The 21627-nt window shown below is 61.6% G+C and carries 29 protein-coding genes; 9 read left to right on the top strand and 20 right to left on the bottom strand.

From position 1 onward, the window contains the following. The first annotated feature begins 49 nt into the window (after positions 1–49). The 3 genes from RAE19_RS03820 to RAE19_RS03810 all read left to right on the top strand — a co-directional run bounded on the left by RAE19_RS03820 (position 50) and on the right by RAE19_RS03810 (position 2172). Positions 50–487, top strand: coding sequence for a universal stress protein (locus RAE19_RS03820; protein ID WP_313873674.1), 438 nt, complete (start codon positions 50–52; stop codon positions 485–487). A gap of 98 nt (positions 488–585) precedes the next feature. Continuing rightward, positions 586–1425, top strand: coding sequence for a zinc-dependent peptidase (locus RAE19_RS03815; protein WP_313873673.1), 840 nt, complete (start codon positions 586–588; stop codon positions 1423–1425). Positions 1426–1497: 72 nt separating this feature from the next. Beyond that, positions 1498–2172 (top strand): YitT family protein, encoded by a 675-nt coding sequence (locus tag RAE19_RS03810; protein ID WP_313873672.1) that lies wholly within the window; start codon positions 1498–1500, stop codon positions 2170–2172. 3 nt (positions 2173–2175) lie between these two features. On the opposite strand, the gene RAE19_RS03805 is transcribed toward RAE19_RS03810, so the two are convergent. Then, positions 2176–2820 (bottom strand): DsbC family protein, encoded by a 645-nt coding sequence (locus tag RAE19_RS03805; RefSeq protein WP_313873671.1) that lies wholly within the window; start codon positions 2818–2820, stop codon positions 2176–2178. Between the two features lie 470 nt (positions 2821–3290). Between RAE19_RS03805 and RAE19_RS03800 the strand changes: the two genes are divergently transcribed. Continuing rightward, positions 3291–4853: a GGDEF domain-containing protein gene (locus RAE19_RS03800; RefSeq protein ID WP_313873670.1), complete on the top strand. Its 1563-nt coding sequence runs from the start codon at positions 3291–3293 to the stop codon at positions 4851–4853. 210 nt (positions 4854–5063) lie between these two features. On the opposite strand, the gene RAE19_RS03795 is transcribed toward RAE19_RS03800, so the two are convergent. Continuing rightward, the gene (locus RAE19_RS03795) at positions 5064–5390 is read right to left on the bottom strand and encodes a DUF6172 family protein (protein WP_313873669.1); all 327 of its coding nucleotides are present in this window, start codon (positions 5388–5390) and stop codon (positions 5064–5066) included. 87 nt (positions 5391–5477) lie between these two features. Between RAE19_RS03795 and RAE19_RS03790 the strand changes: the two genes are divergently transcribed. Beyond that, positions 5478–6083 carry a 3'-5' exonuclease gene (locus RAE19_RS03790; RefSeq protein WP_313873668.1) on the top strand — a complete coding sequence of 202 codons (606 nt, stop codon included), beginning with the start codon at positions 5478–5480 and terminating at the stop codon, positions 6081–6083. Here the strand turns inward: RAE19_RS03790 and RAE19_RS03785 are convergent. The 4 genes from RAE19_RS03785 to trxC form a co-directional block, all read right to left on the bottom strand. Next, positions 6080–6712 (bottom strand): DUF938 domain-containing protein, encoded by a 633-nt coding sequence (locus tag RAE19_RS03785; protein ID WP_313873667.1) that lies wholly within the window; start codon positions 6710–6712, stop codon positions 6080–6082. The genes RAE19_RS03790 and RAE19_RS03785 overlap by 4 nt on opposite strands. A 10-nt stretch (positions 6713–6722) precedes the next feature. Next, positions 6723–6971, bottom strand: coding sequence for a hypothetical protein (locus tag RAE19_RS03780; RefSeq protein ID WP_313873666.1), 249 nt, complete (start codon positions 6969–6971; stop codon positions 6723–6725). Between the two features lie 246 nt (positions 6972–7217). After that, positions 7218–7991 (bottom strand): transporter substrate-binding domain-containing protein, encoded by a 774-nt coding sequence (locus RAE19_RS03775; RefSeq protein ID WP_313873665.1) that lies wholly within the window; start codon positions 7989–7991, stop codon positions 7218–7220. Positions 7992–8090: 99 nt separating this feature from the next. Then, positions 8091–8534, bottom strand: a complete 444-nt coding sequence (gene trxC / locus RAE19_RS03770) for a thioredoxin TrxC (RefSeq protein WP_313873664.1) — start codon at positions 8532–8534, stop codon at positions 8091–8093. Between the two features lie 166 nt (positions 8535–8700). Here trxC and RAE19_RS03765 point away from each other — a divergent pair, with 166 nt between their 5' ends. Continuing rightward, the gene (locus RAE19_RS03765) at positions 8701–8964 is read left to right on the top strand and encodes a hypothetical protein (RefSeq protein WP_313873663.1); all 264 of its coding nucleotides are present in this window, start codon (positions 8701–8703) and stop codon (positions 8962–8964) included. A gap of 60 nt (positions 8965–9024) precedes the next feature. Here RAE19_RS03765 and RAE19_RS03760 read toward each other — a convergent pair whose 3' ends face one another. The 3 genes from RAE19_RS03760 to RAE19_RS03750 all read right to left on the bottom strand — a co-directional run bounded on the left by RAE19_RS03760 (position 9025) and on the right by RAE19_RS03750 (position 11372). Next, positions 9025–10080 (bottom strand): alkene reductase, encoded by a 1056-nt coding sequence (locus tag RAE19_RS03760; RefSeq protein ID WP_313873662.1) that lies wholly within the window; start codon positions 10078–10080, stop codon positions 9025–9027. Positions 10081–10180: 100 nt separating this feature from the next. Continuing rightward, complete coding sequence (locus tag RAE19_RS03755) at positions 10181–10720, bottom strand: hypothetical protein (RefSeq protein ID WP_313873661.1); 540 nt, start codon at positions 10718–10720, stop codon at positions 10181–10183. Between the two features lie 28 nt (positions 10721–10748). Continuing rightward, the gene (locus tag RAE19_RS03750) at positions 10749–11372 is read right to left on the bottom strand and encodes a glutathione S-transferase (protein WP_313873660.1); all 624 of its coding nucleotides are present in this window, start codon (positions 11370–11372) and stop codon (positions 10749–10751) included. Between the two features lie 185 nt (positions 11373–11557). Here RAE19_RS03750 and RAE19_RS03745 point away from each other — a divergent pair, with 185 nt between their 5' ends. After that, positions 11558–12493: a M14 family metallopeptidase gene (locus RAE19_RS03745; protein ID WP_313873659.1), complete on the top strand. Its 936-nt coding sequence runs from the start codon at positions 11558–11560 to the stop codon at positions 12491–12493. Positions 12494–12514: 21 nt separating this feature from the next. On the opposite strand, the gene msrA is transcribed toward RAE19_RS03745, so the two are convergent. Together msrA and udk are read right to left on the bottom strand one after the other, a co-directional pair. After that, positions 12515–13264, bottom strand: a complete 750-nt coding sequence (gene msrA, locus RAE19_RS03740) for a peptide-methionine (S)-S-oxide reductase MsrA (RefSeq protein ID WP_313873658.1) — start codon at positions 13262–13264, stop codon at positions 12515–12517. Between the two features lie 50 nt (positions 13265–13314). Further along, complete coding sequence (udk, locus tag RAE19_RS03735; protein ID WP_313873657.1) at positions 13315–13959, bottom strand: uridine kinase; 645 nt, start codon at positions 13957–13959, stop codon at positions 13315–13317. Positions 13960–14139: 180 nt separating this feature from the next. Between udk and RAE19_RS03730 the strand changes: the two genes are divergently transcribed. Then, on the top strand, positions 14140–15267 hold the full coding sequence (locus RAE19_RS03730) for a GGDEF domain-containing protein (protein WP_313873656.1): 1128 nt from the start codon (positions 14140–14142) through the stop codon (positions 15265–15267). 19 nt (positions 15268–15286) lie between these two features. On the opposite strand, the gene RAE19_RS03725 is transcribed toward RAE19_RS03730, so the two are convergent. The 8 genes from RAE19_RS03725 to RAE19_RS03690 form a co-directional block, all read right to left on the bottom strand. After that, positions 15287–15589 (bottom strand): hypothetical protein, encoded by a 303-nt coding sequence (locus RAE19_RS03725; RefSeq protein WP_313873655.1) that lies wholly within the window; start codon positions 15587–15589, stop codon positions 15287–15289. A 37-nt stretch (positions 15590–15626) separates the two neighbouring features. Next, complete coding sequence (locus RAE19_RS03720; RefSeq protein ID WP_313873654.1) at positions 15627–16250, bottom strand: class I SAM-dependent methyltransferase; 624 nt, start codon at positions 16248–16250, stop codon at positions 15627–15629. 108 nt (positions 16251–16358) lie between these two features. Beyond that, positions 16359–16685, bottom strand: a complete 327-nt coding sequence (locus tag RAE19_RS03715; RefSeq protein WP_313873653.1) for a hypothetical protein — start codon at positions 16683–16685, stop codon at positions 16359–16361. A gap of 22 nt (positions 16686–16707) precedes the next feature. Then, on the bottom strand, positions 16708–17643 hold the full coding sequence (locus tag RAE19_RS03710; protein ID WP_313873652.1) for a DUF6929 family protein: 936 nt from the start codon (positions 17641–17643) through the stop codon (positions 16708–16710). A 115-nt stretch (positions 17644–17758) separates the two neighbouring features. Beyond that, positions 17759–18151: a HEPN domain-containing protein gene (locus tag RAE19_RS03705; protein WP_313873651.1), complete on the bottom strand. Its 393-nt coding sequence runs from the start codon at positions 18149–18151 to the stop codon at positions 17759–17761. Continuing rightward, on the bottom strand, positions 18148–18495 hold the full coding sequence (locus RAE19_RS03700; RefSeq protein ID WP_313873650.1) for a nucleotidyltransferase domain-containing protein: 348 nt from the start codon (positions 18493–18495) through the stop codon (positions 18148–18150). The genes RAE19_RS03705 and RAE19_RS03700 overlap by 4 nt, the downstream gene beginning before the upstream one ends. Positions 18496–18684: 189 nt before the next feature. After that, positions 18685–19161, bottom strand: a complete 477-nt coding sequence (locus tag RAE19_RS03695; protein WP_313873649.1) for a YHS domain-containing (seleno)protein — start codon at positions 19159–19161, stop codon at positions 18685–18687. A gap of 53 nt (positions 19162–19214) precedes the next feature. After that, positions 19215–20021: an AraC family transcriptional regulator gene (locus tag RAE19_RS03690; protein ID WP_313873648.1), complete on the bottom strand. Its 807-nt coding sequence runs from the start codon at positions 20019–20021 to the stop codon at positions 19215–19217. Positions 20022–20111: 90 nt separating this feature from the next. On the opposite strand from RAE19_RS03690, the gene RAE19_RS03685 reads away from it, so the two are divergent. After that, a complete protein-coding gene (locus tag RAE19_RS03685; RefSeq protein WP_313873647.1) occupies positions 20112–20660 on the top strand; it encodes a peroxiredoxin-like family protein in 549 nt (182 codons plus the stop codon). 23 nt (positions 20661–20683) lie between these two features. Here RAE19_RS03685 and RAE19_RS03680 read toward each other — a convergent pair whose 3' ends face one another. Then, a complete protein-coding gene (locus tag RAE19_RS03680) occupies positions 20684–21556 on the bottom strand; it encodes a DMT family transporter (RefSeq protein ID WP_313873646.1) in 873 nt (290 codons plus the stop codon). Positions 21557–21627: the final 71 nt, after the last annotated feature.

Genomic DNA, 21627 nt, shown 5'->3' with positions numbered 1-21627 from the left:
CCGCGCCGCCTTCCCGCACAGTAAGGGCATCGATTCACAGGAGGCTCCCATGTTCAAACACATTCTTTTGGCAACCGACGGCTCTGCGTCTTCAGAGCATGCGTCCCGCTTGGCGGTGGATTTGGCCCGCACCCACGGCGCCAAGCTCACCGCTTTGTATGTGGCGGACCCGTACCCCTATATCGGTATTGGCGAGCTCAATCCGGCTGGCCTGCAAGCCTATGCGGCGGCCGGCCAGCAGCTCGCCGCCCAAGCCCATGCGCATGTGGATGCCCTGTGCCGTGAGGGGTCTGTGGTGGCGCTCGATGTCCGCTTAGTGGAAGATGTCACCGCCGTGAGCGGTATCGTGCAAACGGCAGAGACGCTGGGCGTCGACCTGATCGTGATCGGCTCCAACGGGCGCTCGGGTATTGAACGCCTGGTGCTTGGCAGTGTGGCGGCCAAAGTGGTCGCCCAGAGTCCGGTGCCGGTACTGGTAGCGCGCTAACCCTGACCCCACGGCACCCCCGCATGGACGGGCGTGCTTGAAAAAGGCCGCAGGGGCTCCAGTTAACCAGCCAGTGCAACGCTGCTGACGGAGAGCTTGTGGCCTTTTTGATTTTTTGCCTTGCAGCGTTGTTGCTGCTGATCGGGCTGCTGGGGTATCCGCGTTGGATGCGCTGGCGGCGCGAGCGACTGCAACAGCAACCGTTCCCGCCCGGGTGGCGCAAACACCTGCGCAAGCGCGTTCCCATGTTTGCCCGTTTGCCGGCAGACCTGCAGCTGCAGCTCAAAAAGCACATCCAGGTTTTTGTGGCCGAAAAAACCTTTATCGGTTGCGATGGTTTGCAGGTGACTGAAGAAATGCGGGTCGTGGTCGCCGCCAATGCCTGCCTGCTGCTGCTCAACCGCACCCGCGGGCTGCCGGCGGACTACTTTGCCGGAGTGCGCCAGATACTGCTGTACCCCGCTGCCTTTGTCGTGCAGCGCAAGCACACCGATGCGGCGGGTGTGCACCACGCCGAGCAACGCTCTTTGGCGGGCGAAAGCTGGTCGGAAGGGCAGGTCATCCTGTCGTGGCAAGACGTGCTCCAAGGCGCTGCCGATGCGCACGATGGCCGCAACGTCGTGATCCATGAATTCGCCCATCAGCTGGACCAGGAAAACGGCCAGGCGATCGGCGCACCAATGCCACTGCCCGGTGATGCGGATCACCATCCCGCCCGCTGGAAGGCGGTGTTTACTGCCGCCTACGAGCGCCTGCAAGGCGAGGCCTTCATGCACGAGCAAGTGCTGCTGGACCACTATGGCGCGCAAGACCCGGCGGAGTTTTTCTCGGTCGCCACCGAAGCTTTTTTTGAGCAAGGTGCGGCCTTGCGCAGCTACGACGCTGCGCTCTATCGCGAGTTGCAGGGTTACTTCAAGGTGGACCCTTCCAGCTGGTGAGCGGGTGGCCCGGTAAGCAGCGTGTCAACATACCATGGGCAGGCACGGCACAATGCTTGCTCCGTAAGGCTTATGTCGACCTCCATACCCCCCAACCCCCCAGAAAAGCCCCTGCGCGGGCCGGTTGAGCTGCCCTCCGCATTGCAGGGGGCGGTGCAGCAGCACACCTGGTTTGAGGATGCTCAGGCCATCTTTACCGGCACCTTGTTCGTGAGCCTTGCGCTGATTTTGTTCGGCCAGGCGGGGTTGCTGACCGGCGGCACTGCGGGTGCGGCATTTGTGCTGCACTACGCGACCGGTGTCAGCCTGGGCAAGCTGTTCTTTTTGATCAACCTGCCGTTTTACTGGTTTGCCTGGCAGCGCATGGGCCGCGAGTTCACCATCAAAACCTTTGTGGCCATCAGCTTTTTGTCTGCCATGGCTGAATGGTCGCCGCGCTTGTTTGCCATCGAGCGGCTGCACCCGGCCTATGCCGCGGTGTTGGGCGGGCTGCTGCTGGGCTCGGGGTGCTTGTTTCTGGCGCGGCACCGGGCCAGTTTGGGGGGCGCTACCATTGTGTCGTTGTACCTGCAACGTTCACGGGGCTGGCGCGCTGGCATGGTGCAGATGGGCATGGACTGCACCATCGTGCTACTGGCACTCACTGTGGTCGACCCGGTGCGGGTCGCCTATTCGGTGTTGGCGGCGGTGGTCATGAACCTGTTCATCGCGGTCAACCACCGCCCGGGCCGCTACGCGGTGCTGTAGCGCTTAGTTCACACCCAAAAACTCAGCCAATGCTGCCGTTTGCATGGCACCCGCATTGGCCACCACTTGGCCGGTTTTGACATTCTTGGCCACCATGTAGGGCACCGATTCGGCAGCCAGGTCATTGAACAGCACCGTGTTGGCCTTGATGATGGCTTCCACCTCCGGCGGTACTGACGCGGGCAACGGGGTACCACCACTGCCGGCGAGCAGCGAGGCCTCGTGCGCGGCCATGAACTCGGCGGGGTTGGCGGCGGTCAATATTGCAGCGCCCTGCGGAGCGCTTTTGCCGTTGATAAACGACACCGGGATCCAGACAAACTTGGCCTTGGGCAGCAACGCCTGCGACGCTGTCCACAAATGGCCGCAATGCGGGCACTGGGGGTCAAACAGCACATAAGCGGGGTTGGCCGCCATGAGTGCGCCCACGGTGAAGCCTTTGCCCTCGGCTGCAATCTTGTCGTAGGCCTGTGCAGGGCTCAGCGCCGTGGATTTGGCAGCGGGCGCTGCCGTCTCGTCTTTCTTGTCGCCGCAACCGGCCAGACCGCCCAAGCCCAGCAAGGCGGGCAGTGCCAGCAGGTGCAGGCGGCTGCGCTGGGGCGGTGTGGGCGAAGCGAGGGCGGAAGACGAGGGGGACTTGATGGTCATGTTGTTGCAGCGTGTAAAAGTTTTAGCGCGGGTAGAGTCGTGAAAAGCGGCATTGGTTCCCGCAGTGACTACTTTACAGGCAACGGTGCCAAAGCCCCTGTTTGTGCGGGTTTTGTCGGTTGTAAACAAAGTTATCCACAGAGTGGCGCACAGTTTTGAGGGGTAATTCGGGCCTACGGGGCGTCGCTTTTCACGTCTACACCGATTCACCGCAAGTGCTAACACAAAACTTTCCCTCATTGACAAAACGCCGTTTTTCTTATTCGCGAAATTTGAAATTGCCTAAAAAATAGGCATCGTGTTGCAGCCCAATGCTGGCGCGGATTTGGCGGCTTGTGCCTAGGGTTATCCACAGCGTGGCCCACACGGGAATGGGGTAAGTTTTTTTCTTGGTAGTTGTTCCGATAAGCATCCTCTGCCATAGTGCAGACAGAGGAAAACGATTAACTACAACGCGGGACGGCCATCACATGCCAAACCGGATACGTGTGCGGCGCAGTGTGTCATTGCGGCGCGCGCTGCGGATGCTGGTCATCTTCAGTGTGCTGCCTACGGTGCTGATTTGCGCTTGGCTGGCTTACAGCAACTACCGATTGCAACGGGAGGGCTTTGAGCAACAGACTGTGCTCTTAGCGCGTGCGATTCAGGCAGAGATCGAGCGGGAGCTCGCTGCCATCGAGTCCGGCCTCAAGGTCATGGCTACAGCCCCTGAGTTGGCGCGTGGCGATCTCAAGGCCTTTCATCAGCACGCTACCAACAACGTCTTGGCACCTGACATGGCGCTCAACTATGTGTTGACGGACGCCAAAGGCCTGCAAGTGCTCAACACCTTGTTCCCCTTTGGTGCAGCCTTGCCCAAAGCTGGCACACCCGCTCAGCTCCAGCAGGTGTTTGCCCAGCGCGAGACGGTGCTCACCGATCTTTTCAAGGGCGTAACGACCCAAGCGCACATCATGGCGGTCGGGGTGCCGGTCGTGGTCAATGACAAGGTCGTTTACAGCCTGAACATGGGCCTGACGCCCGATTACATCAACCGCCTTATTGCCCAGCGCCCGCTGCCAGACGGCTGGCTCATCGCGGTGCTGGACCGGAGCCGCACGATCGTGGGCCGTTCGCGCGACCCCTTGAAATTCATTGGCCAGCTGGTCGGGCTCCGAGTGCAGCAGGCTATGGACGGCAATTCATCCGGCTTTTTGGAGTCGGTGACCAAAGACAATGTGCCGGTATTCACGGGGTTCAGCACCTCAGACCGCTGGGGCTGGACAGTGGTGGCTGCAGCACCGCAGCGCAGCCTGTATGACCACCTGTTTGCCCAGCTCGCCCAGGTGCTGCTTGGCTTGGTGCTGGCCTTGGGGCTGGGGTTTTGGCTGGCGCGGCGGGCAGGGGCCAAGGTCATGTCATCGGTTCAGCAGCTCAATGACACGGCGCTCGCACTCGGGCGAGGGGAGGATGTGAGCCCGCCCAGCCTGGAGTTGCAAGAGGCCCAAGCCGTGGGCACCGCCATGCTGCAGGCGGCAGATGCCATGCGCAAGGTCAAGTTTTTCGCCCAGCACGATGCACTGACCGAGCTGCCCAACCGCTTGCTGTTTGACGAGTTGGCGCAGCGCAGCATTTTGAGCGCCATGCGGCACCACGGCGAGTTGGCGCTTTTGGCCATGGACCTCGATGGTTTCAAAAAGGTCAACGACACCCTGGGTCACTCGATTGGCGACGAGGTGCTCAAAACCGTGGCGCAGCGCATCGGCTACACCATCCGGGCGTCCGATGTCGCGGCCCGCATCGGTGGGGATGAGTTCATTGTGTTGCTCGACGGGGTGAGCCAATCAGATGCCCTGCAAACGGCCGAGCGCTTGGTGCATGCCCTGTGCCAGCCGTATTACGGTGTGAGTGTGCCCTTGGGTGTAAGCATTGGCCTTGCCATGTACCCCCACCACGGGTCGGATTTGAAATCTCTCATGCTGGGGGCGGACAGCGCCATGTACGCCGCCAAGTCTGCGGGCAAGGGGCAAACCCACACCGCTAAGCCGCAGTAACGCTCTAGCATAAAAAAACCCCGTAAAAAACGGGGTTGTCAGGCTGCCTATTTTTTAGGCGTCGTGTTGAAAGCTAAGCCTGGCGCGGATTTCGCGGCTTGTGAACACGCTTATCCACACAGCAACCCACAGGTGACTGGGGTAAGTTTTTTTCAACTTTATTTGCCCCACGCGCGGTGAATGGGCTCGCTGAGTGTGCTAGCCCCGCCCTTACTCTTCCAAAAAGTTGGCAATCGTGGCGCCTGCCGACGGGTCGCGCGGCTTGCGCACCCCGTGCTTGGCCAGAATTTCAATATAGAACTGGGTGCCGCCCTCTTTGGCAGCGGCGTCGATCAGGCCGATCAACTCGGCCGGGTGTGCTACTACGGCGGTTTGCTCGGTAGCGCCGAAGCGGCAATCAAAGTCCCAAAAATCCACGCCCACGGGCAGCGCGCGGTTGCGTTCGCGCTTCATGTATTTGCGGATTTCGTGTTTGGTGGCGTCCAACAGGCGATCGGGGTGCTTGCCTTCAACGTGGAGGGGGAATGTCTTTTTCATGGGGAAATCCTTGTGCGCCGCGCCGCTCTGTGGGCTGCGGGCAAAACTGTGAGGCCAACCAGTGGCAGGTGGGCGATGATACGCCCCATGCAACAAAACCCCCGCGAACAGCACTCCACCCCCCACAAAGATGCCATTGCCTTGCTGCCTGAATTTACCCGGCTGGGCCTGGACCGCATCACTCTTGTGAACGAGGGCGCGCAAGCCCATGCTGCCTTGGCCAATCTGCGCCAAGCCCGCGCCTGGGGCTTTGATACCGAGTCCAAACCCACCTTCAAAGTGGGCGAAGTCTCCGACGGACCCCATGTGTTGCAACTCTCCACGCCTGAGCGGGCCTGGGTGTTTCAGCTGCACGACCCCGAGTGCCGAGCGGTGGCTGCCGAGCTCATGGCGCTGCCCGGTATTGCCAAGGCCGGTTTTGGCCTGGGGGATGACCGCAAGCGCATTCTTCACAAACTGGGGGTGGAGCCGGTGGGCGTGTTGGAGCTCAATGTGGTGTTCCGCGAACGCGGCTACCGCAAAGACATGGGGGTCAAAGGTGCCGTGGCAGTGTTGTTTGGGCAGCGCTTCATCAAGAGCAAAAAGGCGGCCACCAGCAATTGGGCGGCGCCCCGGCTCACAGAGTCCCAGCTGGTCTACGCAGCCAACGACGCTTACGCCGCCATCCGGGTGTTTAACGCGCTCGGGCTTTAGGCCGCAGGGTTCGCGGGGCGGCCCCACACCAGCAACAGGTTGTTGGCGGGCAGGGCGTGGCGGGCTTGTAGCTGCAGGCCGGCTTGTGCCGCAACGGCTGCCACATCGGCCAATTGGCGTATGCCAAAACTCGGGTCATGCGCTCGCAGGCTGGCATCGAATTCGAGGTTGCTCTGGGTAGGCGGCACGCCGGCCTCAAAGTAAGGCCCGTAGGTCACCAGCACCCCGCCGGGCGCCAGGCAGGCGGCGGCACCCCGCATCAGGGCTGCGCACGCGGCCCACGGCGCAATGTGCAGCATGTTGATGCACAAAACCAGGTCATACGGTCCCGCCCAAGTGGCGCCCTCGGTAAACCACGGCTCACGGCAGACATCGAGCTGCTGGGCCACTTCGATATTGGTCAAATCCGCTTCGGTGGCGCGCACCTCGATGTTGTAGAGCGCGCCGCGGTGCACCTCGGTGGGCTGCCAGGCCCACTGCGGCAGGTGCTGCGCAAACCACACCACATGCTGCCCGGTGCCCGAGGCAATCTCCAGCGCCCGGCCACTGGCAGGCAGCAGGGTTTGCAGCACTTCCAGAATCGGGTGCTTGTTGCGTTCGGCAGATGGGCTGTGGTCGGGTTGCGCCATGGAGCGTGGCTTAGTGGGTCACAAACTCGTAGCTGACTTCTTCGCTCTCGACCATGTCGAGAATGTCGTTGAGTTCGTCTTCGCTCTCCGTGCTGCTCCAGGTGTCTTCGGGGTCTGCTGCGAACAAAGGCTCGATGGCGATGTCCAGGAACTGGCCATTTGGCAGGCTCAGCACCGGGGTGCCTTCAGAGGTTTCTACCAGTGCCCAGTCATCGGGTACCGACATTTCCAGCTTGATAGTGACGTTGAGTTTTTTCATGGAAAAGTCCTTGTGTTTGTCGTTCAGTGAGGCGGCGAGGTTACCTCATCGGGGGTTCTGGCGCCGTGGGGACCGGACAGCCGGTTCCCCCATACCACAGCTTTTTGCCTTTAAAAACAATGCTCTACGCGCTGCCTTATTTTTGGGCAGGCTTGTCAAACCCAATGCTGGCGCGGATTTCGCGGCTTGTGAACACGCTTATCCACACAACAGCCCACAGGCGCTTGGGGTAAGTTTTTTTATTAATTAATTGTTCACAATGTCCGCGGCGACCACTTCTATCGGGTAGTACTTTTCAAAAACAGCGCGTAAGTTGCCCTCGCGCGCGCTTTTCACCATCGCGTTGCTCAACAGATCCATATCGGTCTGGCTCAGCGTCTGGCGCGAAAGGTAGGCCCCCACGCGGGATTTGGGCAGTCCGATGACCGCGCTGAAACGAAATTCGCCACTCTGCGCCACGTCGGCTGTAGTTTGCAGTGCCGAGTGCAGCAGCGTGGGTGGCAATATCGTGAAGTCCACCCGCCCTGCACGCAGCATGCGGCCCACGGTGCCTAAATCATTGACAAAGTCCACCCGGTTGTCGTCGGTCAGCTTTTGTACCAGCGCATCGTATTCATCGCCCCAGCTGTAGCTGCGCACCAAGGCGCCGCGCAGTTTGGACCGCTCTACCAGCGAGCGGAGGTCTTTGGGCGGCAAGGGCGCAGTGCTGAGCGTGATCAGGTTGGGCGTGAGGTTGACGAGGTGTACAAATTGCGCCTTTTGGTCGCGATCTTGGTTCTGGGAGGCCGGAATCAAAATGTCGGCCTGGTGGGAGACAAAGGTCATCGAATCCGCCCGGGCGCGCGGCACCACCGGAAACTGGAGCTGGCAACCCGCTTTGCGACTGACCTCGCGCAGCCAGTCCGGGTAGACGCCGGAGACTCCCTCATCAGTCACCTTGACATTGAAGCCCGTCGGTGCCGCCGGCACCACGATGGTCCGCGAGCACATCGCGTGGCTCAGGCTTGTACCCAAGGTCAAAGCCGCGCTCACTGCAATGCGCAGCCAACAAGTTCTTCCGCCGGGAAAAAGTGTAGAGCCCATAACGGCCACTATACACAGCCTTGCCGGCGTGGCGGGCTATTTCACCGGCAAGTGCATTTGCACCCAACGCAGGATATCGGCCTGCCCCATGGCTCCGGGTTGGCGGGCGACTTCGCGGCCGTTCACAAACAGCGCAAGGGTGGGAATGCTGCGGATCTGGAATCGGGCGCCCAGCGCCTGCTCGGCCTCGGTATCCACTTTGGCCACCCGGATGTGCGGCTCCAGCTGGCGGGTAGCAGCGGCATAGGCGGGCGCCATCTGCCGGCAAGGCCCGCACCACGGCGCCCAAAAGTCCACCAACAGTGGGATATGGCTGCGGTGCAAATGCTTGTCAAAAGAGGCTGTGGTCAAGTCGACCGGCTTGCCGGTAAACAGCGGGGCCTTGCAGCTGCCGCAGTCGGGCGCACTGGACATGTGGTCTGCCTTCACCCGGTTGGTGGTGTGGCAGTGGGGGCAAACGATATGGAGTGCTTCGGTCATGCAGGTTAGCTGGCGGCGCGGGGCCAAAACTCAAGCGCCCGAGGTGCAGGGCTTAGGCGTTTCACCCTAAGAAACAACGACCATTAGGGTTAACCCTTGCATTATGTCTAGGGTTAACCCTATACTGCAGTGCAACATCACTTGTTTTTACTTAAAGGAGCCCACCATGGCCAGCACGACTCTTCACAGCATTTCTCTGCCCCGCGACGCACAACCCACTGTGGGCGCTTCCTTGCAGGCGCTGTGGGTAGCCGGTAAAAACCTGGTGGTGGCTTTGAGCCAAGCCGCTTTCGGCCGCGCATCCGGTGCCGGCCAGACCCGCCTGGAGCAGGCGGAAGAGTTGCGCACTTTTGCGGCCAGTATCCAGAAGTCGGACCCCGACTTTGCCCTGGACCTGTTTGCCGCTGCAGACCGCCACGAAGGCCTGTAAGCCTTCGCGGCCCAAGCGCCCACCCCGGCTGTGCTGGCCGGGTGGAGCGCAGGGTTCCCCTTACATCGTGGGGTAATCGGTGTAGCCCTTGGCACCGGGCGTGTAATAGGTGCTGCTGTCAGGCGTGTTCAACGCCGCACCCGCTTTCACGCGTTCCGGCAGGTCCGGGTTGGCAATGTAGGCATTGCCGAAAGCCACCGCATCCAGCTTCCCGTCTTTGATCGCTTGCTCAGCCTCTTCCGCGCTGTAGCCCATATTGCCGATCAGCACGCCCTTGTAGTTCGCGCGCGCCACCGACATGACGTCGGCCTTTTGCACGCCGAAGAAATCCGCACGCATCATGTGCAGGTAAGCCAGCTTGAAGCTGTTGAGCTTGTCCGCCAAGAAGGTAGTCAGGCCCACAGGGTCGCTGTCGATCATGCTGTTGAAGCTGTTCAGGGGCGACAGGCGCACGCCCACGCGGTCGGAGCCGATGGCATCGCTCACCGCAGTCAGCACTTCAAACAAGAAACGCGCACGGTTTTCTACCGAGCCGCCATACGCGTCGGTGCGCTGGTTGCAGCCGTCGCGCAAGAACTGGTCTATCAGGTAGCCGTTGGCGCCGTGCACTTCCACACCGTCAAAACCGGCGGCCATTGCGTTTTTGGCGCCTTGGGCAAAAGCGGCCACGATCTCTTTGATTTCTTCCACAGTCAGCGCGTGGGGCGCTACGTGGGGCACTTTGCCTTCAGGGGTGTGGATCTCACCTTCAATGGCCAGCGCGCTGCTGGAGACGGTGCGAGCACCGCCATTGATGCTGGGGTGGGCAGCGCGACCTGCGTGCCAGATTTGCATGAAGATGCGGCCGCCCTTGGCGTGGACTGCGTCGGTGGTTTTCTTCCAGCCGGCGATTTGTTCTGCGGAGTACACACCGGGTTCGGCCACAAAGGCAGAGGTGCCTTCAGTCACCATGGTGCACTCGGTGATCAGCAGGCCGCCGCTGGCGCGCTGGGCGTAATACTCAGCCATCAAATCATTGGGCAGGTGCTCCATGCCCGCGCGGGTGCGGGTCAGTGGCGCGAGGACGAAACGGTTGGGCAGTGTCAGCGCGCCGACTTGGAGGGGAGAGAAAAGCATGTTCAAAAACCTGTAAACGTAACAACGAGGGGCGCGAGTGTGGCACCGGGGCAATAAGCCCGATGCGGTGGGGTTACTCGGTTTCGGGGTAGCGGTAGGTTTAATGCTGGGCCAGAGCCGCATCGCGCACGCGGGCGAGCAGGCGGTGCCGGATCAAGCCGCTCACTGGCCGTATCAGGTACCAATAGGGGGTGAACCGCAGCAGGGCTGCTCGGTCGGTGCACCACACCCGCGTCTCGGTCAGCAGCCAGGTGCCGCCGCCGGCCTCGGCTTGGGTGCTGAAGTTCAGCAGCAGCTTGGCGCAGCCGGGCTTGGCAAATGCCGCAAACCCGTCGGCCCCCGCCACTGGCAACTGGCCGTAGTCTGCCTGCCAAAACCGGCCTGTCAGGCCCAGGGCCACCTCAGTATCGCCATCACGCCCGAGCAGCGTGAAGTTGTCGATCCCGAAAGGGGGCTGGTTTTGCAGGCGACTACTGCCACCCAAGGCGCCCCGCAGCCGGTCGGGCAGCTCGCGCAGCTGGATGAATCGGCGCGCCCACGGGTCTTCACTCACGCCGGGCTGCAGCACCGCGTCCATCAGGGCGGCCGGGCTGGCCTGGGTGAGCAAGCGGTGTTTCTCGCTGAACTGGTAGTGCGGCATGAGCCGCTCCATCAACTGCATCCGACGCTTACTTGGCTGCAAACTGCGCGTAATAGGCCTTGATGGCCGGTGTCTCGCCAATGCGCTGCATGTGGGCGTTTAGGGCCGGGGCCACGCGTTCCACCAAATCGGTGGGGACATGGTCAAAGCGGCCGGAGTTGAGGGCGCGCACATCCACCCACACCTTCAGGTCTGCCACGGTGAGGCGGCCATCAGCAAAAAACTCGCCGCCTTGGGCTTGCAGGCGCTGCTGCAACCAGCCCAGGTACACCGGCATGGAGCCGTTGACCAGAGCCAGGCGCGCCGCCTTTTGCTCTTCACCGCTCATTCGGAAGGTGGGGCCCATTTTGGCTCCGGCTTCTTCCACCACGTAGGTCACTTCGTCGCAGTACAGCGCCTGCAGCGGGTCGGTGGGGTACAGGCCCGAGAGCTTGCCCGCAAAACGCAAGAGCGCATCGCTTTGGGTGAACTGGGTGCCATCCACATCCAGCGTGGGCACTTGGCCGAACGGGGTGGCTTTGCGGACCTCTGCAAACTCAGGGAAGGTAAAGCGATGGTCGTCAAACGCCACACCACCGATGTGCAGGGCCAGGCGCACTGGTTCGGCGCGGCCACCGTGCATATCAAAGTAGCTGAGTTTCAGTTGGGGCATGGTGTTGTCCTTATAAGGGGTAAAAATCGGGGGGCTGCACATCGGCAGTGCAGCGCACGGGGCATTCTATGCAGGCCGCACTGCCACGCTTCGTTAGGGCATCAAAAAGCCCTCTGGCGCTCTGATAACCTGCGCTAGTAGCTATTAAAATCGTAGCAAACAAGTTTTACAGTCAAAGCATTTTCATGACCCTCTCCCGTTTCTATCCCTTGGGTACTCCTGGCCAGCCTTGGGGGCCTGCCGAGGTGCAACAGTGGCGCGCCCGCCAGGTGCGCCAGCGCAGCTATGCCGATGACGTGTTGGCTGCGATAGAGCAGTTGCGCGCGCAGTGGGATGTGGAGTGCTATGGCGAAGTGGTGTATGCCGATGCCGCGCAAGTTGAAGAGCGTTTCCCGCTCATGGCCCTCCGCAGCCGAAGTTGGAGCAGTGCTTTGCCCACCGTGCTGGTCACCGGCGGGGTGCACGGTTACGAGACCAGTGGTGTGCATGGCGCGTTGCGCTTTGCAGCAGACCACGCAGCAGCCTTTGCCGGCCGGGTGAACCTGCTGGTCGCGCCCTGCGTGAGCCCTTGGGCCTATGAGCGCATTCAGCGCTGGAACTTTGATGCGCTGGACCCCAACCGCAGCTTCCGTGCAGACAGCCCCGCCCCAGAGAGTGCGGCTCTGATGCGCCTGGTTGCGCCGCTGCTGGGGCAGTTTGCCGCCCATATCGACCTGCACGAAACCACCGACACCGACGAGAGCGAGTACCGCCCCGCCGTGGCCGCGCGGGATGGCAAAGCCTTTGAACCGTGCGTGATTCCCGATGGGTTTTACTTGGTGGACGACACCGCCAACCCCCAGCCCGCATTCCAGCAGGCCATCCTGCGCGCTGTGGAGCAGGTCACGCACATTGCGCCTGCCGACGCCGAGGGCAGCCTGATCGGCACCCCGCTAGAGGCACCCGGTGTGATTGCCTATGACGTGAAAGGCTGGGGTCTGTGCACCGGCATCACCGGGGCGCGCTACACCAGCATCACCGAGGTCTACCCCGACAGCCCCCGCGCCAACCCCGAGCAGTGCATTGCCGCGCAAGTGACTGCCGTCAACGCGGCCTTGCGCTTTGTGTTGGCAGTGGTCTGAGGGCCCCAGGTCGCTTGTTTGTTATGGAACCAGTGCTGGCTGGGCTCGATACATCGCGGGCAGCAAGGCGTGTAGGTTGTCTATCTTGGGACGGTCAAACCGCGCGATGTAGTTCGACTCTGGGTGCAGAGTGGCGTAATTCTGGTGATATGCCTCTGCCGGGTAAAACGCTTGTAGCGGCTCCAGCTGGGTGACGATCGGCGCCTCAAATGATTTGGCCTCAATGAGTTGTGCGATGTAGCGCTCCGCCGCCAGCTTGTGGTTCGACGAGGCGTAAAAAATGGCCGAGCGGTACTGCGTGCCTACATCCGGGTACTGCGCATTGAGCTGCGTCGGGTTGTGGGCCACGGAAAAAAAAATCTGCAGTAACTGCGCATAACTGACCTGCCGAGGGTCAAACTGCACTTGCACGACCTCAGCGTGCTGAGTGCGGCCGCTACTCACTTTGTCGTAGGTGACATCTTGAGCGCTGCCTCCGGCATAGCCAGACACCGCGTTCAGCACCCCTTGAGTGTGCTGAAACACAGCCTGTATTCCCCAAAAGCATCCCCCGGCAAACACCGCTGTTTCTGTAGGAAGAGCTGTGTCACCTACCGCTGCTACCACTTCAGCAGAGGGCGGCGGCAAAACCACCCCTTTGTCCGCTTTGGAAGGTGACGTGGCGTACACCAAGCCCAATATGAGCACCACTGCAAGCAACAAGAGTGCATCTTTGCCCACCGACGAGAAAAACGGTGGCCGTTGTTGTGGGCGTGCGTGTTTGTGTTTCATGATGTAAGGCGCGTAGTAGATAGGACAGTCCTTACACCAGAGGATAGAGATTAGCCCCGATCCAAATCCCGGATCAGGGTTTTGACCTTGGTGGTGATGATGTCTACCGCAGGGTCGTTGGCGCCGTGGGGCAGGATGACGTGGGCGTGCCGCTTGGTGGGCTCGATGAACTGCTTGTGCATCGGGCGCACGGTTTCCAAGTACTGGGCGATCACGCTCTCGGTGCTGCGGCCGCGCTCAGTAATGTCGCGCTGCAGGCGGCGGATAAATCGCACATCGGCCGCGGTGTCCACAAAAATCTTCAGCGACATCATCTTGCGCAGCTCAGGGTCAAACAGCGCAAACAGCCCCTCAATCACGATCACCGGTGCCGGGTTCACCACCACAGTGCTGGGTGCGCGGTTGTGGGTCACAAAATCGTAGGTGGGCATGTCGATGGCCTCACCGCGGCGCAGTGCCTGCATGTGCTGCACCATCAGCGGCCAGTCGAAGGCGTCGGGGTGGTCGTAATTGGTTTTGACGCGCTCTTCAGGCGCCAAGTGGGTCTGGTCGCAGTAATAGTCGTCCTGGTAGACCACAGATGCCATGCCCGGCCCGATGGAGGCCAGCACCTCGCGGGTCACGGTAGATTTGCCGCTGCCACTGCCCCCGGCAACGCCGATCACGAAAGGTTTGTTATTGGATTTTTGGGGCATGATTTTTAGGGGTTCCGGACGACAAAGCGCACTATTTTACGAGCCCGGCCCAGTTTGACCCAACAGGCCCTTGCCGTCATCGGTTACATCCAAAAAGGATGGTTGTTTTGCAAACGTCTCCTTAGAATGGAATCCAGAAGCTGCACCCCGAATAGCCGCAAACCCACACCCACCCTGCCCATGCAGCCCCTTCCCGATCTATCGGTCAGCGACCGTTTGGTGGTTAACCAGACGGGCTTTACCTTGTGGGTGGCGTCGTTTCGCCAAACCTTGCACACCACACCAGCCGGTTGGTTTGTGGCTGCCTGGATGGCATGGGGGCGTGTGCCCGACAAAAACCTGCTGCTTTGGCTGGTCCTGTTCTTTGCGGTGTGGATGATGGGCTTGCTTTCGATCGACCGCGCCCTCAAAGACGGATGCGACCAGCAGACCCACGGCCCGCGCCTGCGGGTCATGGCGGCGCTGGACGGTATGGCGTGGGGCTTGCTGGGCTGGTTGCTGGCGGGGCACGATGTGCTGTTGGACGCCATCATGGTGGCGCTGCTGTGCGGGGTGAGTGCCGTCAACGCGCAGGTGTATGTGTCTTACATCCGCGGCTACTACCTGCAAAGCGGGCTGATGTGGAGCATCTCGGTGCTGGGGCTGGCGAGCCACGCCAACCAGCAATACACCGTGGACCTGATCGTGGCGTTTAGCGTGTTTCAGGTGCTCATGTTCTATCACTCCAGCCGCATTGCCAACCGTGTGCGGGAGGGCATTGCTCTGCAACTGTCCAATGCGGCGCTGGCCCAGCAACTGCGCGGCTTGCTCACCAAAGTGCGCATCGATGCCGCCACCGACGCGCTCACCGGGCAGGGCAACCGCCGCGCGCTCGATGCATTGCTCAAACAACAATTGGAGTTCTCGGTCAGCACCGGCCAGCCTTTCTCTATCTTGATGCTGGACATCGATTTCTTCAAAAAAATCAACGACGTCCACGGCCACCTGGTCGGTGACGAAGCGCTGCGCTCCTTTGCACAGCGCGTCCGCGAGGGCCTGCGCCAGGGCGATGTGTGCACCCGCTACGGGGGGGAAGAGTTTTTGATCGTGCTGCCCCTGACCCCCTTGCAGATTGCGCTGGAGGTGGCCGAGCGCCTGCGCCTCGCTGTAGAGGCCGAGCCGCTGCCCACCACCCCGCCGCTGGCCATAACGGTGTCTATTGGTGCCGCCACCTACAAGACCGGCCAAACTGTTGATGCACTCATGGCCGCCGCCGACTCCGCCCTGTACAAGTCCAAACGCAGCGGGCGAAACCAGGTCCAGAGCTAAGCCCCAGCTGCCGCGCGGGCTAGCCGGCCAGCAAGCGCGCGCTCACCTCAGCTGCATCGGGTGTCTGGAACTGCATGTTGTGCTGGTCAGTCAGCGGGCCACCACCGGGCTCCATGGCACCAGCTTCGTCGTAGCCCATGGACTTGAACTTCCAGACCGCGCCAATCTTTTTTAGCGACCCCACATGCGCGCCATCGGCCGTGTGGACGGCCAGCACATCGGCGTTTACAGGTAGCAACTGCAAGGGGCCGGACAAGGGGCCGGGCGGCACCACGGCAAAGGTGGGCGTGAAATCGGGCGGCGGTGTGGGCGTGTGGGGCATGGCGCTATTTGTATCGCAAAACGCGCAGCCATTGTGGCTAGGCCGGCAGCGCCTCGCCCCAGTAATGAAAAGTGAAAGGCCGTGGGCCTGTGAGGTAGCGGGTTTGCAGGTCCGGCAGGGCAAAGCCCGTGGCTTGCAGCAAGGCGGGCACATCGCGCCCCAAATGGCAGCCACCCGCCACTTTGCCCCACAGCGGCTGCAAACGCTCTTGCCAGCGCTGTACAGAGGCATCGGGCGCGCGCCCATGCTCGCAATACAGCAGCTTTCCTGTGGGTGCCAGCACGCGGCGCATCTCCAGCAGAGCGGCGTGCGGGTCGGGAATGGTGCACAGCGTGTAGGTGATGAGCACAGTGTCAAAACTGGCATCGGGCAGCGGAATCTGCTCGGCAGATAGGCCGATCAAGTCCACCTGCAAGCCAGCACTGTGAATGCGCTCTTGCGCCAGCGGGTGCATCTGCAAGGCCGGGTCCAGGCCGGTGATGTGGGTGACACGGGCCTTGTCGTAGTAGCGCATGTTCAGCCCCGTGCCAATGCCCACCTCCAGCACGCGCCCTTGCGCGCGCGGCACCACCTGCTGCCGCATGCGCCCGATCATGGGCATGCCACAGGCCATGTCCAGCGCCGTGGGCAAGATGTGCCGCTCATACCAGTTGCGTTGCATGGCTTGCAGTGTAGCGGGGAGGGTGCGGTTAGGCCTCAAATTGGCCTCTAGCGCACATGGAATATGCGCGTGCAGCTACTAAAAACATAGCAATTGAACGATGGAATCTCAGGCCTGCCAAACCCCGAACCCGGCCGATTGCAGGTCTATGGCGACTTCTATTTCTTTGTCTACCGCGTCGTCGTAGCTCATGGGGTTGAAGCCTTCAAACAGGTCGGGCAGCAGGCGCAGGCCGTATTGCTGGGCGAAGCGGTTGGCCTGAATGCCGGCTTTGTGTTTGTCGAAGCGCACATCCGGGTCCAGCCCGGTCATGCCCACGTACACGCAGGGCTTGCCGTCCACATAGCCCGGGTTGTTTTTGCGAAAGCGGGGCTCCAGCATCACGTCTTTGTGCAGCTCAATTACATACACGTGGTGTTGCTTGCGGCGGGCCATGGGGCGGGTTGCTTGTGCGTGGTTACAGCACCCAGTGCGTTTGCAGCATCTGTGCGGGGGAGCGGGGCTCGTCGGGGTCGGTCACCAGGGTGATCTGCCAGCCACCGTCCGCGGCTTGGGCGGCAATGCCTTCCACCTTGGGGGCGCCTGCCAGTAGCTGCAGCTTTACTTGCCCATCAGGCGTGACGATGCCAATGGCGGAGCCCACGCAGGCGCCGTCGTGGTAGCTGTCGTCGGTGCTTTCGGCCACCGCGCAAAAGGCCCAGGCGCCGCCGTGTAGGGGCGTGCCATCGGTCAGGCTCAGGGGCACACCGTCCACCTCGCCCAAGTCCATGGTCTGCACGTCGTAGGGGGCGGGTGGCTGGGACTGCTGGCCTGCCAGCCACGGGGCAATGTGGTTCCACTCGTAGCGAATGCACGCGCTCAAGGCGTTGCCCTTGTTGCCCCGCTGCAGCAACAGCAATTCGTTGCCCAGCAGGAAAGCGCCTTCGATGTTCAGGTCTGCAAACCGCTCGCGCAGCGGCGCATACAGCGGCGCTAGATCGACGGTGCCCACCTGCCCAAGCGGAACGCCCTGTGCATCCAGCGGTAGCAGCACAGCAGTTTCGCGCTTGGGCTTAGAGCCGGACCCCAAGGCCCACAAAGCCCCGTGGGCGTGGCCGGGCAGGGGCGGCAGCTGGGCCAGGGTTTCGAGGTCGGGTTTGGCTTTTTTGCGCGCGCCCTTGTCGTGCGGCAAGTCGCCCTCCAGCAGGCGCAGCAGCGCGCCGGGTGCATGCATGGCGCTGCTGTCAAACACGCCCTGGTGCACCTCGTCGTCGGCCACCACATACAGGCGCTCGCCCACGCGCACCAGGCCGCTGGCCGCGCTCAAGTGCGCCACACCGCGGGGGTGGTCAGCGGGGTTGAGCGTTAGCTGGCGCAGCAGCTGAGGGGTGAGGGTAGGGTGGGCTTGAGGCATGCGGCAGTATAGAGTGCGCGTTCGCCGGATATATGCGAAATCAGCCTGTAGCGCTTGTGGAATATGCGCAGGCTGCTACTAAAAGCGTAGCAAGCAAAAAGCCGTAAACCGTGGATCAAGGCAAGTCTTTGCTTTGCAATGCTTGTACGGCGGCCAGAAAATTATTGGCCTGCTCCAAAGCCCACGCTGCGTTTTCCAGAGTCACGGGGTCTCCCCGGTAATCGGCAATGAGGCGCAAATCTTCAACCTTATTGAGTGAGCGACCATGCTCAATGGCAACTTTTCCGGGTTTGACCAAGTGCAAACTAAAAGCGGCAATCAGACCGCTGTGGGTTCGCGCCACTTCTGCTGGAACAGGCGCTTTAATGGATAGCAGTGCAGCTCTAGCGGCGTCAAACATCGCGTAATAGGCTCGGTTGCAAGCGCCATCCACATCACCGCTGTCCAACAAAAGCTTGGCGGAGGCCATCGCGCGGTTTGCCTTTGCCATCAAGTCTTGGGGTGTCAAAGCGCCAACCCTTCACGCGCAATGTTTTCCAACAAGCGCGGATTGCTGTACTGCTCAGGATGTGCCCATTCGCCTTCCCAAATCGGCAGCGGCTGAATGCGGATGCCAGAGTCCAACAACACGTCGTAGGCCACATCGTCCAACGCCAGCTTGGTCGCAACAAAGTCTCCCGGTGCGCCACGCAGTAGGACGGCCACATCGGTGTCGCTGCCAATGCGCGAGTTTCCGCGTGCCTGACTACCAAACAACATGGCGCTCTGCATGGGCCATGTCAAAGCTACCCGGCGAGCAAAGTCGCGGGCGGCGCTCAAAACGGCTGGAGACTGGAGTGCTTGTACGGGCATGTGGTGGAGTTTACCGGAGCAAGCCCTTTATGTGCCAAATATGCCGTTGGCGCCTGTGGAATATAGGCGAGCAGCTACAAAAAGCGTAGCAAATCAACTGCCCTAAGCGCTGAAGTGCACACTGATGGTTTCGCCCAGCCAAAGTGTTTGGCGAGGTGCTTGGGTAGCACGCTCACCGCCCACGCCGATTCACCGCTTGGCGGCCAGTATTTCCTGCCACGCTTTGTCCGCCTGTTGACGATAGGCTTTCCAATCGCCATTGAGCCAGCGCTGGCGGCCGCGCTCGGCGTAAAACAAGTGCAGCTTGTTGTCAAAAAACTCCCACACCGAGCCGCTGGTGGGTATCAAGCCTTCGCCCAGGGACAGCCCGTTAGAGCAATGCCCGTTGTACTGCGGCGCATAGGCTGCCGGGTTGGCTGCAAACTTGTCGGCGCTGGCCTTGGATGCAAAGCGCCAAGGCACACCCAGGTACTGCACGGTAAACGTGCTGCTGCCTTCCACCACCTGGTGGCTGGCTTTGGCTTCGGGTGAGTGATACGACACCGCATCTTTGCCACCAATGGCGGCCCCACTCATCCAGCCGGTGCTCACAGGCTCGGCTGCGTGGACCATGGTGGCAAGAGCGGCCAGCAGCAATGCGGCGCAGCGGATAAGCAAGGTTTTCATGGTGAGTTAGCAGTGCGGGGTAAAGACTATTGGTCCGGCCAACCCAAAAAATCTTACAAACCGGTGTGCAAAGCAGCACCGGTGGTTGCCACGCGCCCGCCCTGGCTGCGCGCTCGACCCAGCGCCCGCGACAGTGCAGACGCATCTTTGTAGCCAGTGGCGCGGGCAGCACCCTTAAGCCCTTTGCCCGATTGCACCGCGCGCTCAGCGATCAGCAAGCGGAGTTGCGTCAGGTATTTGCCCGGCGAGGTGCCCATGGCGTCTTTAAATCGGGTGGCAAAGGCGGTGCGCGACATACCAGCCCGCTCGGCCAAAGACTCCAGCACCCAGCCGGTGTGCGGCTGCTCGTGCATGGCCACCAGCGCAACGGCAATGCGCGGATCGCTCAATCCCGCAAACAAGCCCTGGCGTGTTTGCGGCTGGGCTACCAAGTGGCGCAGTAGCCCAATGAACAGCATGTTGCCCGCGCTCGCCAACATGGCAGATTGCCCGCAGCGCGGTGCTACCAGCTCGCGGTACAACAGTTGCACGGCCAATGCCAAGGCGTCGTCCGCACCACGGAGTGGAACCACCATAGCTTGTGCAAACTCGCGCAACAGCATGGGTGCGCCAGGCCCGTCCAGATGAACTTGCAAAGCCACAGTGGGTGTGCCTATGTTTGTGCTGCAGTGGGCTTGTGCAACCACCAGGCTGTGGGGAGTGTTGGAGCCTTCCGAAGCCAACAGACCCATCGACAAACAGTTGGGCTGCCCTTGGCATTGCGCGTGGGGCGCACCCAACTCAACGCGCGGTGCGGCTGCCTGCAACAGGGCAGAGAGTCGGTCCAGCCGGGCGTTGGTGGGTAAGCGGGTTGTGGGCATATCTGAACGAATTGCAATCAATAGTGAACCAATGTTTGCTTAGAGTACTACACAATGGTTGCTTTAATCGATCCCTCAGAAGGAAGCCCCATGCGCTCACAGTCCCTCATGCCCCGTTTTCCCGTGCCTGCCCTCAATGTGGCGCTGACCACTGGCGGCCGCTTTGTGCTGGGCGCCAACCCCGGCGACACGTTTGACCTGCTGGTGTTTTACCGCGGGCTGCACTGCCCCTTGTGCGCCAAATACTTGCTCGAACTGGAGCGCCTGACGCCCGAGTTTGCGAGCCGGGGTGTGCAGGTGGTGGCTATCAGCAGCGACGATGCAGACCGCGCCCAGCAAATGGCCACCAAGGTCAATGCTCAAGGGCTCAAGTTCGGCTACGGGCTGAGCCTCAAGGCCGCCCGCGAGTGGGGCCTGTACATCAGCACCTCGCGTGGCAAAACATCCATCGGCATAGAAGAGCCCGCCCTGTTCTCAGAACCCGGTGTGTTTATCGTGCGCCCTGACGGCACGTTGTATTACGGTGCAGTGCAAACCATGCCTTTTGCGCGCCCACAGTTTCAAGACCTGATCGGTGCCATCGACTTCGCGGTGAGCAAAGACTACCCAGCGCGCGGGGAGTTCACTGGCCCGGTGTAAGCAGCACTGGTGGTGGCGGGCGCTTAGGCCTTCTTCCAAATCACAAAGCCAATGCCGCCCAAGATGGCGCAGCCCGACAGCGCCATCGGCCAGGTAGCGGCCTCGCCCAACAGCACCACGCCGCCCACAGCCGCAATCACCGGCACGCTGAGCTGCACCGTGGCGGCGTGGGTCGCTTGCAGGGTAGGCAACACCCGGTACCACACGGCATAGCCCACGCCCGATGTCAGCGCGCCCGAGGCAAAAGCAAACACCAAGCCGCTGCTGGTGACGTGAAGCTGCGGCAGCGCCACCGCACTGAGCACCAGCGCCATGGGTACGGTGCGAATGAAGTTGCCCGCCGTTACCGCCGTGGGGTCAGCGCCACCGTGGGCGGGCTGGCGCCGGCCCAGCAGTGAATAAGCGCCCCAGGCCACCCCGGCACCCAGCATGGCCGCAGAGCCTGCCAAGCCCGGCGCCGCTACGCCCGGCAACATCAGCACCACAAGCCCCGCAACCGCCAGCGCAAAACCGCCCAGCTGCTGCGGGCTCAAGCGCTCGCCTCGGTAAAGGCCCCAGGCAATCATGGTGGCCTGCACCGCACCAAACAGCAGCAGCGCCCCCGTGGCCGCCGACATGCTGAGGTAGGCAAACGAGAACCCAGCCGCATACACAAACAAAGCCAGCGCCGACCAGCCATCACCCGGCAGTGCTGCGGTGTGCGCGCCCTGCGGGCTTGGTTTGCGCTGCAGCCACACCAAGGCGGCCAGCGTGATTGCGCCAGACACCAGCCGCACAGTGGTGAAACTGGCCGCATCCATGGCGCCGCCCTTGAGCGCCACGCGGCACAACAGCGAGTTGCCCGCAAAGGCCAGCATGGCCAGCGCCAGCAGAGACAGATTGAACAAAGAGCCCATGGCGGAGCAGTGTACGCGTGGGGGCTTTTATGTATGAAATTGGCCTCTAGCGCCCGTGGAATATGAGCGAG

The organism is Rhodoferax potami (assembly GCF_032193805.1).
GTDB classification, from domain to species: Bacteria; Pseudomonadota; Gammaproteobacteria; order Burkholderiales; family Burkholderiaceae_C; genus Allorhodoferax; species Allorhodoferax potami_A.
The sequence above is the reverse complement of the archived record's forward strand: the minus strand, read 5'-3'. Positions and strand labels throughout refer to the sequence as shown.

What these genes read in the sequence shown, in the direction of transcription:
- RAE19_RS03715 (WP_313873653.1), bottom strand. Translation starts at nt 16,685, where the DNA reads ATGGCCCGCCGCAAGCAACACCACGTGTATGTAATTGAGCTGCACAAA.
- RAE19_RS03765 (WP_313873663.1), top strand. Translation starts at nt 8,701, where the DNA reads ATGGCCAGCACGACTCTTCACAGCATTTCTCTGCCCCGCGACGCACAA.
- RAE19_RS03805 (WP_313873671.1), bottom strand. Translation starts at nt 2,820, where the DNA reads ATGACCATCAAGTCCCCCTCGTCTTCCGCCCTCGCTTCGCCCACACCG.
- RAE19_RS03710 (WP_313873652.1), bottom strand. Translation starts at nt 17,643, where the DNA reads ATGCCTCAAGCCCACCCTACCCTCACCCCTCAGCTGCTGCGCCAGCTA.
- RAE19_RS03790 (WP_313873668.1), top strand. Translation starts at nt 5,478, where the DNA reads ATGCAACAAAACCCCCGCGAACAGCACTCCACCCCCCACAAAGATGCC.
- RAE19_RS03725 (WP_313873655.1), bottom strand. Translation starts at nt 15,589, where the DNA reads ATGCCCCACACGCCCACACCGCCGCCCGATTTCACGCCCACCTTTGCC.
- RAE19_RS03810 (WP_313873672.1), top strand. Translation starts at nt 1,498, where the DNA reads ATGTCGACCTCCATACCCCCCAACCCCCCAGAAAAGCCCCTGCGCGGG.
- RAE19_RS03785 (WP_313873667.1), bottom strand. Translation starts at nt 6,712, where the DNA reads ATGGCGCAACCCGACCACAGCCCATCTGCCGAACGCAACAAGCACCCG.
- RAE19_RS03695 (WP_313873649.1), bottom strand. Translation starts at nt 19,161, where the DNA reads ATGAAAACCTTGCTTATCCGCTGCGCCGCATTGCTGCTGGCCGCTCTT.
- RAE19_RS03760 (WP_313873662.1), bottom strand. Translation starts at nt 10,080, where the DNA reads ATGCTTTTCTCTCCCCTCCAAGTCGGCGCGCTGACACTGCCCAACCGT.
- RAE19_RS03780 (WP_313873666.1), bottom strand. Translation starts at nt 6,971, where the DNA reads ATGAAAAAACTCAACGTCACTATCAAGCTGGAAATGTCGGTACCCGAT.
- RAE19_RS03720 (WP_313873654.1), bottom strand. Translation starts at nt 16,250, where the DNA reads ATGCAACGCAACTGGTATGAGCGGCACATCTTGCCCACGGCGCTGGAC.
- RAE19_RS03730 (WP_313873656.1), top strand. Translation starts at nt 14,140, where the DNA reads ATGCAGCCCCTTCCCGATCTATCGGTCAGCGACCGTTTGGTGGTTAAC.
- msrA (WP_313873658.1), bottom strand. Translation starts at nt 13,264, where the DNA reads ATGAAACACAAACACGCACGCCCACAACAACGGCCACCGTTTTTCTCG.
- RAE19_RS03820 (WP_313873674.1), top strand. Translation starts at nt 50, where the DNA reads ATGTTCAAACACATTCTTTTGGCAACCGACGGCTCTGCGTCTTCAGAG.
- RAE19_RS03685 (WP_313873647.1), top strand. Translation starts at nt 20,112, where the DNA reads ATGCGCTCACAGTCCCTCATGCCCCGTTTTCCCGTGCCTGCCCTCAAT.
- RAE19_RS03690 (WP_313873648.1), bottom strand. Translation starts at nt 20,021, where the DNA reads ATGCCCACAACCCGCTTACCCACCAACGCCCGGCTGGACCGACTCTCT.
- RAE19_RS03755 (WP_313873661.1), bottom strand. Translation starts at nt 10,720, where the DNA reads ATGCCGCACTACCAGTTCAGCGAGAAACACCGCTTGCTCACCCAGGCC.
- RAE19_RS03795 (WP_313873669.1), bottom strand. Translation starts at nt 5,390, where the DNA reads ATGAAAAAGACATTCCCCCTCCACGTTGAAGGCAAGCACCCCGATCGC.
- RAE19_RS03680 (WP_313873646.1), bottom strand. Translation starts at nt 21,556, where the DNA reads ATGGGCTCTTTGTTCAATCTGTCTCTGCTGGCGCTGGCCATGCTGGCC.
- trxC (WP_313873664.1), bottom strand. Translation starts at nt 8,534, where the DNA reads ATGACCGAAGCACTCCATATCGTTTGCCCCCACTGCCACACCACCAAC.
- RAE19_RS03750 (WP_313873660.1), bottom strand. Translation starts at nt 11,372, where the DNA reads ATGCCCCAACTGAAACTCAGCTACTTTGATATGCACGGTGGCCGCGCC.
- udk (WP_313873657.1), bottom strand. Translation starts at nt 13,959, where the DNA reads ATGCCCCAAAAATCCAATAACAAACCTTTCGTGATCGGCGTTGCCGGG.
- RAE19_RS03745 (WP_313873659.1), top strand. Translation starts at nt 11,558, where the DNA reads ATGACCCTCTCCCGTTTCTATCCCTTGGGTACTCCTGGCCAGCCTTGG.
- RAE19_RS03800 (WP_313873670.1), top strand. Translation starts at nt 3,291, where the DNA reads ATGCCAAACCGGATACGTGTGCGGCGCAGTGTGTCATTGCGGCGCGCG.
- RAE19_RS03700 (WP_313873650.1), bottom strand. Translation starts at nt 18,495, where the DNA reads ATGCCCGTACAAGCACTCCAGTCTCCAGCCGTTTTGAGCGCCGCCCGC.